At 59.7% G+C, this 9,314-nt stretch carries 11 protein-coding genes and 1 pseudogene; 6 read left to right on the forward strand and 6 right to left on the reverse strand.

What is annotated here, in order from left to right; translation table 11 throughout:
* The 3 genes from VMU57_RS05500 to VMU57_RS05510 form a co-directional block, all read right to left on the reverse strand.
* A partial coding sequence (locus tag VMU57_RS05500) for a PDZ domain-containing protein (RefSeq protein ID WP_325381631.1) occupies positions 1-633 on the reverse strand: 633 nt, incomplete at its 3' end.
* A gap of 44 nt (positions 634-677) precedes the next feature.
* Positions 678-1,640, reverse strand: a complete 963-nt coding sequence (locus tag VMU57_RS05505; protein ID WP_325381632.1) for a HEAT repeat domain-containing protein — start codon at positions 1,638-1,640, stop codon at positions 678-680.
* Between the two features lie 90 nt (positions 1,641-1,730).
* Entirely contained in the window at positions 1,731-2,486 is a 756-nt protein-coding gene (locus tag VMU57_RS05510) for an RNA polymerase sigma factor (protein ID WP_325381633.1), read from the reverse strand.
* 147 nt (positions 2,487-2,633) lie between these two features.
* Here VMU57_RS05510 and VMU57_RS05515 point away from each other — a divergent pair, with 147 nt between their 5' ends.
* A complete protein-coding gene (locus VMU57_RS05515) occupies positions 2,634-3,281 on the forward strand; it encodes a ribonuclease HI family protein (protein WP_325381634.1) in 648 nt (215 codons plus the stop codon).
* A 37-nt stretch (positions 3,282-3,318) separates the two neighbouring features.
* On the opposite strand, the gene VMU57_RS05520 is transcribed toward VMU57_RS05515, so the two are convergent.
* Positions 3,319-3,813 (reverse strand): MarR family winged helix-turn-helix transcriptional regulator, encoded by a 495-nt coding sequence (locus VMU57_RS05520; RefSeq protein WP_325381635.1) that lies wholly within the window; start codon positions 3,811-3,813, stop codon positions 3,319-3,321.
* Between the two features lie 94 nt (positions 3,814-3,907).
* Here VMU57_RS05520 and VMU57_RS05525 point away from each other — a divergent pair, with 94 nt between their 5' ends.
* Positions 3,908-5,743 carry a TonB-dependent receptor plug domain-containing protein gene (locus VMU57_RS05525; RefSeq protein ID WP_325381636.1) on the forward strand — a complete coding sequence of 612 codons (1,836 nt, stop codon included), beginning with the start codon at positions 3,908-3,910 and terminating at the stop codon, positions 5,741-5,743.
* 117 nt (positions 5,744-5,860) lie between these two features.
* Here the strand turns inward: VMU57_RS05525 and VMU57_RS05530 are convergent, their stop codons facing one another.
* A complete protein-coding gene (locus tag VMU57_RS05530; RefSeq protein ID WP_325381637.1) occupies positions 5,861-6,703 on the reverse strand; it encodes a TIGR03435 family protein in 843 nt (280 codons plus the stop codon).
* Positions 6,704-6,800: 97 nt separating this feature from the next.
* Complete coding sequence (locus VMU57_RS05535; RefSeq protein WP_325381638.1) at positions 6,801-7,268, reverse strand: GatB/YqeY domain-containing protein; 468 nt, start codon at positions 7,266-7,268, stop codon at positions 6,801-6,803.
* Between the two features lie 76 nt (positions 7,269-7,344).
* On the opposite strand from VMU57_RS05535, the gene VMU57_RS05540 reads away from it, so the two are divergent.
* The 4 genes and pseudogenes from VMU57_RS05540 to VMU57_RS05555 form a co-directional block, all read left to right on the forward strand.
* A complete protein-coding gene (locus tag VMU57_RS05540) occupies positions 7,345-8,532 on the forward strand; it encodes an alanine--glyoxylate aminotransferase family protein (protein ID WP_325381639.1) in 1,188 nt (395 codons plus the stop codon).
* A gap of 110 nt (positions 8,533-8,642) precedes the next feature.
* The gene (locus VMU57_RS05545) at positions 8,643-8,843 is read left to right on the forward strand and encodes a type II toxin-antitoxin system HicB family antitoxin (protein WP_325381640.1); all 201 of its coding nucleotides are present in this window, start codon (positions 8,643-8,645) and stop codon (positions 8,841-8,843) included.
* A complete protein-coding gene (locus tag VMU57_RS05550) occupies positions 8,840-9,058 on the forward strand; it encodes a type II toxin-antitoxin system HicA family toxin (protein WP_325381641.1) in 219 nt (72 codons plus the stop codon). The genes VMU57_RS05545 and VMU57_RS05550 overlap by 4 nt, the downstream gene beginning before the upstream one ends.
* 32 nt (positions 9,059-9,090) lie before the next feature.
* Positions 9,091-9,314 (forward strand): annotated as a pseudogene (locus tag VMU57_RS05555) (phosphoglycerate dehydrogenase); the annotation flags it as partial.

Raw genomic sequence — 9,314 nt, forward strand, 5'->3', positions numbered from 1 at the left:
CGGCCCCATGACCTCAAGCTGGGCGCCGGTGAACGACGCGCTCAGGACTGTTGTCGCAGCCAGGAAATCCCGATGCGGCTTGGCTCCCCTGCCGGAAGGGGTGGTGTCAGAATGGATGAATCCATTTCCAACCTGCGGGGAAGGGCCATTGTCCAGCTCGGGATCGGGCACAACGAGATGCTGCTCCCATGCCCGGCGTTCGACCTCCTGCCGGTTGGCGAGCTGTGTCGTCAACGTCTGCTGCTGGCCGTCCCTGCTGATCACGAAGGTCACTGACCGGCCCGCGGGAGACTCGCGCAGCAATTGCCGCAACTGCTCCTGATTCTGGATCGGTGTCCCGTTCATCTGCAGGATCACATCATATCTCTGGAGGCCCAGCTTGCCGGCGGGACCGTCGTGGTCCACATGAATAATCTCGGCCCCGCGGGTGTCACTCAATTTGAGCGAGGTTAGCTCGTCCGGGGTGACATCGCGCAGATCGACGCCGAGGTATCCCTGGGGCAGGCGTGGTGGCGCGCCTGATTTGGCCGCTCCGTGGACCTTTGCAGAGACAGGTAGAGCCACATTGGCGGCGGCGTGCGAAAGAGCGGCTGCTGCCAATCCTGGGAGTGCCAGCAGTGCGACCGAGGTCATTGCCACCCTTCGTACACGGTGCTGGATCTTCATGGGTCTCATCGCTACTGAATGTCCGCAGCGCCCTGCAATGCCTGATAGGAGGCCGTCCGGATGTAGGGATTCTCGTCCTGGGTTGAAACCGTACGCAGCACCTCGCGCACGCTCGAATCCGCCTGTACCGGCTCCAGCATGCCAATCGCGGTCGTTCGTACCTCGGCGTCGGAGTCGTGCATCAACGCCTCGAGCACAGCATCCCGCACCCGCCGGTCCTGTCCGACGTAGTGTTGCAGGCCTTCGAGGGCCTTCAGACGCACCCCGGCATTTTTGTCGTAGCGCAGCGAGACCAGCAGCGCGCTGCGAATCCCCTGGCCATCGGTTCCGCCGGTACACTCGTGTCCTGCTTTGCACTCATGCGCCAGCAGCGCGACGGAGTCGGAGCGCACACCGTTCGTTGCGGCTGCATTCGTTCCTGCCAGCAGCAACTGGCGAATCTCCGGCGAATCGAGCGAGCCTTCCATGGTTTCGGGAACTACCTTGTTGTACTTCACCTGCACCAGCTCGGAGTTCGGCGTCTGCACAATGCCGGTTACGTTGGCAATCGTCGCCAGGGTGGGGTTGCTCAGCGTCACCGTGCTCTTGGGCTTGGGCGCGTGGGCAACTTCATAGCGATAGGTGAAGTTGCCAGCGAGGAAGCCCACTCCCAGCAAAAGGGTGGCCAGCGCGGGAGCGCTCTGCACATGGCCAATCCAGGCAAACATGCCGCGGCGCAGATGGGTGAACATTCCATGCGGAGGGATTGCGTCCAGCGCATCGTCCAGCCTGACCCTTGCCTGTGCCAGAAAGTTTGGTGACGGCTCTACGACCGGAAGCAGCGCCAGGCGCTGATCCAACTCGTGCAATGCTTCCAACTCACTGCGGCAGTCATCGCATTCATCCAGGTGCTGCTCCAGAGGAATCGCGTACTCATCGGGCAGCTCGCCGTAGCTTGCCAGAAGGATGTTCTCTTTTGCGGTTTCGCACTTCATCGCCCTACCTCAACCAGCCTCAAAAAACTTATTGCTGTTATCGGGTCTGTAAAGTCTGCCCGTCGTTTTCGCTTTCCCTGATCCCTGCCTCTACCGCACTCCGGCGAGATTCGCCCGCAGCTTGCGGGTCGCCCGAAACAGCGTGTTCTTTGCCGTCTCTTCGGTAGTGCTCAACATCTCGCCAATCGTCCGCAGCTTCAGCCCCTGGTAGTGCTTCAGCTCAAATACGGTCCGTTCGCGCGGCGTCAACTTATCCAGCGCCTCGCCGATCCTCTGGCTCATCACCTTCCGGTCGAGCTCTCGTGCGGGGTTGGCCATCGAGCGGTCGTCGGTGATGTTCGCCATCAGGTCCATCTCGCCGCCGCTCGCATCGAGCACGGTGGCCGGATCCTCCCGGCGGCTCTTTCGCCTGCGCAACTGGTCCAGGCAAAGGTTAGTGACAATCCGGTAAAGCCATGTGTAGAACGAGCACTCGAAGCGGAAGTTACCCAGATGTCGGTACGCCTTGATAAAGGCCTCCTGGTGAACATCCTGCGCGTCCTGCTCGTTGCCAAGCATGTGCAGCGCCAGCCGCAGCACAGACTGGTCGTAGCGGCGTACCAGTGCGTCGAAGGCGGTCCGCTGCCCTCGCTGGGCCTCGCGGATCAACTCGTCGTCTTCGATGCGCTGCTGAGCGCGAGCCGCGATCTGCGCCTCTGTCAGCTTGCCGCCGTTTCTGGTGCCGGATTGTGTGACCGCTTTTGCCATCCCTGGCAATGATTCTACCGCTGCGGCATCACGCAATCCCAAAGCGAACGGACTTGGCCGCCGCCCAACAGGATTTACCCCAATTGCTTCAACGCTCATTTGTCTGACTCCGGAGTCAGGAAATCGATTTCGCTTTAATAGACCTCTCCCCACCCAAAAAGGTAAGCAGGCTGCGGTTCGTAATCGAAATAATCCTGATTTCAGGGGCATTCCCCAACCTGTTTGCCCATCCGGTAAACTCAAAAAATGTCCTCAAGCAGCCTTTTCCCCGAGAAGACCGATTGGATCTCCGCCCACTGCGACGGCGGCGCCCGCGGCAACCCCGGCCCCGCCGGCTATGGCGCACAGGTCTGTGATTCGAACGGCATCGTCATCGCCGAGCTGAGCGAGTTTCTCGGCATCCGCACCAACAATTACGCCGAATACTCCGGGCTGCTTGGCTGCCTCCAGTTTGCCCTCGAAAATGGACATTCCCGCCTCCGCGTCGTCTCCGACTCGGAGCTGATGGTGAAGCAGATTCAGGGTAAATATCAGGTAAAAAGCCCTGACCTTAAGCCTCTCTACGAAGAGGCAAAGCGCCGCATTGCCAAACTCGAGAAGTTCGAGATCAGCCACGCCCTGCGCCACAAGAACAAGGACGCCGACCGCCTCGCCAACGAAGCCATGGACCGAGGCATGAACCGCTCTCCCGCCAAAATTCCGGTCATCACAAATCCAGCCGTCACAAAGCCGGGTGCGGGAGCGCCACAAAAAGCCACCCCGTATCCCCAAAAGTCCGAAGCTCCCCCCAATCCCTACGCCATGCTGCGCGGCTTTACCAAGGGCGGAGTTATCCACGTTCTCGGCGGCGCGACTTTGCCCGACGGCATCTTTGTAAAGATTATTCCCGAATAAGGTCGAAGGCTTGGTTCGAGTACAGTCCGGAGCGGTGCTATTCGTCCAGATCGAGGTCGGGTTTTACTTCGGTCCCTTCAGCCAACCGGGCCATCCATGCGCTAAGGGACTCCAGGATAAATATCTGTCGCAACATCGCTTCTATTCCTGCTGTCCTCATCCTTAGCTCGAACTGGCCCTGCATCCGGTCGAGGATTCCCACCACGCGGGCCGCTCGCTTTCGTCCCGCAGGCAGCAGCGTCAGTTGAAAGGCCCGGGCATCCTCGGGGTCGATCCTGCGCCGCACCAGTCCCTTGGCCTCGAGCGAAGAGACGCAGTGGCTCAAGTTGCCGCGCGTGGTCTGAAGCGTCACCGCCAGCTCCGACGGCTTGACGCCGCGCTTCTTCTCAAAGAAGATCGCCGCCAGCATCAGCGCCTCCAGGAAAGTTACCTCCTCAGCGCGAAGGATCCGGGTGAGACATCCATCCAGACGGCGGGCGCTCACGCTGATCTGAAAGACAGGGCTCAGCCTCAGAAAAGATTCGATTCTCATTTACAGCTCATAATAGTTTAGTACTAAACTATTTACCACTAAACTAAACTAACTCCCCGAAGCCGCCATTTCGATGCATGATCAAAGCAAGATCATGTTGAAACCCACAAAATTACTTCCTTTTGGCTTCGCCGCTCTCTGCGGCCTGCTTTGTTTTGCTGCCGCCGCGCAACAACCCTCCGCTGCCGCGCCCGTATCCCAATCCGTTACCGTGAGCACTACGATTGAGCCGATTCCGCTCTCCGAGAGCGACCGTTCGGTACAGACGCTGGATACTCGCCAGTATCCGCTGCTGTTCAACAGCGTCGTGGACTACCTGAGCCTCGACTCCTCGCTCAACCTGCAATCGCGTGCGCCTGCCGGGGTGCAGTCCGACCTTTCCATTCGCGGCACTACGTTTGAGCAGTCCCTTATCTTGCTCAACGGTCTCCGCATCGACGACCCCGAGACCGGCCACCTCAACCTCGATATTCCTGTTCCGCTCGACGCGGTCTCGCGCATTGAGATCCTCCATGGCTCCGGCTCGACCTTTTATGGTTCCGATGCGATTGGAGGAGCCGTCAACCTGATCACCGCCGAGCCGGTTGCACCCCTTACCGGCAGTCCTTTTTCACTTACGGCCAAGGCCGGAGGCGGCAATTATTCTTCGACCGAGCAGTCGTTTCGCGCCGACTACGCCACCAAGCCTTTCTCTGCAGAACTGAGCGGCAGCCGCGATACCTCCGGCGGCTTCATCGCCGACCGCAACTACGCCAGCAATGCTATCTCTGCCGAGACCTGGCTGAACCTCAAGCCGGGTACGACCGACATCCTCGTCGCTGCCAGCGACCGCCCCTACGGAGCCAACCAGTTTTACGGCCCCTATCCTTCATGGGAGCGGACGAAGGGCTGGTTTGCCTCCATCCAGCAGCAGTTGGGGACACGTACTGCGGCGAACTTCGCCTATCGCCGCCACACGGATATATTCGTTCTCTTCGTTGACGATCCGAGCGTTTACGAGAACAACCACATCGATACTGCCTGGCAATCTGCGTTGCGCCGCGTTGACCACCTTGCCACCAACGTCACGCTCTCTTATGGCCTCGAAGCCAATGGGGACGCTATCCAGAGCACCAATCTCGGCCGCCATGCCCGCAATCAGGGAGCGGGGTATGCCAACCTGTCGCTGCCTTCGCTGGGTCGATTTTCGTTCTCTCTCGGAGGTCGCGAGGAGATCTTCTCCGGCGGCGATGCTATCTTCTCTCCGAATGCCGCCGTGGCTTTTACGCTGACCCGCACTGTCCGCCTGCGAGCCTCTGCCGGACACGGGTTCCGTCTGCCGACCTACCTCGATCTCTACTACTCCGACCCTACGAACATCGGCAATCCAAACCTCAAGCCGGAGTCTTCCTGGAGCTACGAGGGAGGCGTTGACTGGACCCCTGCGAGCGGCCGCTTTACGTTGACCACCACTGGCTTCAGTCTGCACCAGAAGGACGGAATTGACTACTCCAAATACTCGCTTGATGCTCCGTGGCAGGCTACGAACGTCGGTAACTTCAACTACAACGGGGCAGAGACTCAACTTCGCCTCCGCCTCAGCGGGAATCAGCATCTCGACCTGAGCTATACCGCTGTGAGTGCTACGTCACCACCGAAGGGCCTTATCTCCGAGTACGCCTTCAACTACGCTGCGCAGAACGCCATCGCTGCCTGGACCGGAGAGTTTCATCAGCTTACGGCGCACACCCAGGTAGGAGTCACGCAGAAGACGACGCGAACTGCTTATCCTGTGTGGGATATCTCGCTTGCGCGTAATACTGGCTGGCTGCGTCCCTATGTGCGGCTTTTGAACGTGAGCAATACCGGCTATCAGGATATTCCCGGCGTTCCGGTCCAGGGGCGAACGATTATGGCTGGGACTGCCTTTAGCTGGCCTCGCCGACGGTGAGTGCAACGGCCAATACAGGGGGCTCTCCACTGCGCTACGCTTCGGTCGAGATGACGTAGTTTTGTGGCGTGCAAATAGGTAAGGACGGCTGCGCTTGATTTCGAATGCCACAATCTTCTAGTTAGGCGATGGTCTTTCAACATGCTCTATGACCAGGACGTCTGCGGGCCCTTTTGTGGCTTCGAGCTTCAGGCCCAGTTCCTCCTGAACGGCGGTAAAGATGCCCGGCGGTGCCCCCGGTTCGCTCGTCGGCACATTATCGGGCGTCCATTTCAGGGTGAAATCGTATCTGCCGGGAAGGCCGGTTTCATCGACGACGGGCCTGTCCATGTAGGCCTGCATGCCGAGGGCGAAGTCTGACATCGAGTTGTTGGTGAACTTCCTCTGCTGTTGGCTGCCCTGTCCATGACCGCTCTGCGTGGGCAAGCCGTAAGCGTTCTCGGAACTTTGCGCGAGCTTCGGACCTCCCTTTGCCACCTTGATTACATAGATGGGGAGGTCGCGTTTATCGCGATGGAGCTTGAGACCGAATCTGGTCGCGAGGAGCTTTTGCAGCATCTCCTGAACCTGGTGGAGGTTGGCCACGCCCGGCTGATCGGCTTGTCCGTCAATATCGAACCGCTCGGTCTCCAGCCACGCTGGGCCGTCTACGATCTGCTTTTTGTGGAGCGCGTAGGCGAAGGAGATCAGGTCGTTGACCGTCTGGCCCTCGATAACAAGGCGATGGCCGCCTACGATAAAGCCTCCCCCGTTGGTCCGGTTGGGATTGGCCGGGTTGATGGTGGCAACTTCAAATGACGGATGCGCGTCCGCGGCCATGGGAGACATGGGCGACGCAGATTGCTGTCTTGTGCGATTTTGCTGGGCAATGGTGTTCGGCGCCGCGAAGGCCGACAGGGCGACTGCGAGGAGAACGAGGAATTTGCGCGGGATGATTCGAACCGTGGCGTTAGCCTGCATCGAAGCCATTCCTCCTTATTCCCTGGCTCTCCTCGCCATTCCTCTGGGCTGGACACGCGGCCTTGATGGTCGCGCGGCCGGATGGGGAGGCGGGTTTTTACTTCGCCAGCTCCGCCTTTACGATCTCGCTGACCAGTTTGCCGTCGGCACGCACGCCGCTGGCTTGCAGTCGCTGCTGGACGACGCGCATGGCGGTTCCCATGTCCTTCGGGCCGAGCTTGCCTCCATCCTGCGTAAGGTGCGAGATCGCACCCTGCACGATGGTGCGGATGTCGTCCTCGCTGGCGGCCTTGGGCAGATAGCCTTCGATCATGGCGATCTCAAGCTGCTCTTTTTCGGCCAGTTGCGGCCGGTTTCCCTTGGTGAATTGCTCGACCGACTCCTTGCGCTGTTTGATCAGCGTGGTCAGGATCTGCGTCTCTTCGGCGTCGGTCAGTGCCTCGCGCTTGTCGATCTCCTTATTCTTCAGCGAGCTTTTTACCATCCGCAGCGTCGTCAGACGATGCTCGTCGCGGGCCTTCATGGCCGTTATGATGTCCGTCTGAATCTTTTCGCCGATACTCATCGCTACTCTCCTTGTTGCTCTCAACACTTCATTATAGAAAACCCGCAACCGGGCTGGCCGCCGCTACAATATAAGCATGATCCGCAAAACTCGCCTTTTCACTCCTGGACCGACCCCCCTTCTTCCCGCCGCCCAGTTTGCTATGGCCGCCGCAGACATCCACCACCGCACCGCCGAGTTCCGCGCGATGTTCACCCGCGTGCTCGGCCAGCTCAAGGAGTTCGTCGGTACCACCAACGATGTGCTCATCCTCGCCAGCTCCGGCTCCGGAGCCATGGAAGCGTCGGTTTCGAACCTGACCTCGCCGGGCGATCGCGTCCTCGTGCTGACCGCCGGAAAGTTCGGCGAGCGCTGGACCGGCATCACCAAGGCTTTTGGCTGCCACGTCGATGTCGTTGAAGCTCCCTATGGCAGCACCTTTACCCTCGACCAGATCAAGGCCGCGCTCAAGCTTGAGACCCGCGTCGTCTTCGTGCAGGCCACTGAGTCTTCGACCGGCGTCAGCCACGATATCGAGGCCATCGGCAAGCTGCTCAAGGATGAGAAGTCCGAGGCCTTGTTTGTTGTCGACGGCATCACTGGCCTCGGCACCACCCACCTCGACATGGACGCCTGGGGCATCGACGTTCTGATCGGCGGCTCGCAGAAGGCACTCATGATTCCTCCCGGCCTCTCGTATCTCGCGGTCAGCCCGCGCGCGTGGGATCGCATGGAGTCGAGCTACAATCCGCGCTACTACTTCGACCTCCGCAAGGAGCGCAAGAACGCAGCCAAGGGTGAGTCCGCTTACACGCCTTCGGTTGCTCTGATCGCCGCCATGGGCGCAGCGCTCGACTACATCGCCGGGCAGGCCGACGGCAACCTTGTCGAAGGCCGCAAGAAGCTCGTGGATAACGCGCAGACCTGCGCTGCCATGACTCGCGCTGCGGCCACGGCGATGGGCTTCAAGCTGTTCGCTCCCAAAGGCCGCGAGGCTGGTGCTGCGACTGCCATCATGGCGCCCGAGGGCACTGACTCCGGCACCATCGTCAAGGGCCTTCGCTCGAAGTTCGCCATCATCGTCACCGACGGTCAGGGCGAGATGAAGGGATCGCTCTTCCGCATCGCGCACATCGGCTTCTTCGACTACATGGACACGATCGCCGTCATCGGCGCGCTCGAACAGGTAGCCATCGCCGCCAAGCTGCCGCTTCCCAATCTCGCCTTCGGCACCGGCCTTATCGCCGCGCAAAAGACCTTCGCCGAAGACCCCACCACAAAATAATTCACAACCCCGGAAACCCACGTCCGAAAGTCCGGACGTGGGGCACCCAAATCTTTCGGAAACCTGGAAATTGTCATACCCTGTATCTATTCAGTGCTTCAGGAGCAAACATGAAATATCAGATCGATTTTGAGCAGGAAGAAGATGGCCGCTGGATCGCGGAGATTGAAGATCTTCCCGGCGTCATGGCCTACGGCTCTACGAAGACCGATGCTGAATCGAATGTTGAAGCCATGGCCCTGCGTGTGATCGCAGATCGTATCGAACGCGAACATACGACCATGAGCCAGGTCCAGTTCGCCGTCGCATGAGCCAATGGCCCAGTTCCAAAGCCAGAAAAGTTTTGAAGGCACTTCAACGAATTGGCTGGGTCGAACACCATATAGTCAAGGGCAGTTCGCACCAGCAACTCAAGCGCTCCGGCTACCCGGACTTCACATGGGCCTTTCACGATAGCGAAGAGATAGGCCCCAGAATGCTTTCTCGCATCGCCAAACATACCGGCCTCAAACCGGAAGACCTATAGCTCCCGTTTCTACTCGCACCATGAAAGGTCCCATGAAGATCGTTCTCGCCGAAAAAGTCTCGCCTGCCACCCTTGCCGTCTTCCAGCAGGAGCCAGGCTGGAACGTTGTCACCCCCGACCAGATTAAGAACGGCCTTCCCGCCGAACTGGCCGATGCCGACGCGCTTGTCGTTCGCTCTGCCGTTCAGGTGGACGCGAAGCTGCTCGAGTCCGCGCCCAAGCTCCGCGTCATCGGCCGCGCCGGTGTAGGCGTCGA

It is taken from the genome of Edaphobacter sp. (genome assembly GCF_035532915.1).
Classification (GTDB): domain Bacteria; phylum Acidobacteriota; class Terriglobia; order Terriglobales; family Acidobacteriaceae; genus Edaphobacter.

Excerpts from the sequence above, each read along its gene's own strand:
- VMU57_RS05505 (WP_325381632.1), bottom strand. The coding sequence starts at position 1,640 with ATGAAGTGCGAAACCGCAAAAGAGAACATCCTTCTGGCAAGCTACGGC.
- VMU57_RS05510 (WP_325381633.1), bottom strand. The coding sequence starts at position 2,486 with ATGAGCGTTGAAGCAATTGGGGTAAATCCTGTTGGGCGGCGGCCAAGT.
- VMU57_RS05515 (WP_325381634.1), top strand. The coding sequence starts at position 2,634 with ATGTCCTCAAGCAGCCTTTTCCCCGAGAAGACCGATTGGATCTCCGCC.
- VMU57_RS05520 (WP_325381635.1), bottom strand. The coding sequence starts at position 3,813 with ATGAGAATCGAATCTTTTCTGAGGCTGAGCCCTGTCTTTCAGATCAGC.
- VMU57_RS05525 (WP_325381636.1), top strand. The coding sequence starts at position 3,908 with ATGTTGAAACCCACAAAATTACTTCCTTTTGGCTTCGCCGCTCTCTGC.
- VMU57_RS05530 (WP_325381637.1), bottom strand. The coding sequence starts at position 6,703 with ATGCAGGCTAACGCCACGGTTCGAATCATCCCGCGCAAATTCCTCGTT.
- VMU57_RS05535 (WP_325381638.1), bottom strand. The coding sequence starts at position 7,268 with ATGAGTATCGGCGAAAAGATTCAGACGGACATCATAACGGCCATGAAG.
- VMU57_RS05540 (WP_325381639.1), top strand. The coding sequence starts at position 7,345 with ATGATCCGCAAAACTCGCCTTTTCACTCCTGGACCGACCCCCCTTCTT.
- VMU57_RS05545 (WP_325381640.1), top strand. The coding sequence starts at position 8,643 with ATGAAATATCAGATCGATTTTGAGCAGGAAGAAGATGGCCGCTGGATC.
- VMU57_RS05550 (WP_325381641.1), top strand. The coding sequence starts at position 8,840 with ATGAGCCAATGGCCCAGTTCCAAAGCCAGAAAAGTTTTGAAGGCACTT.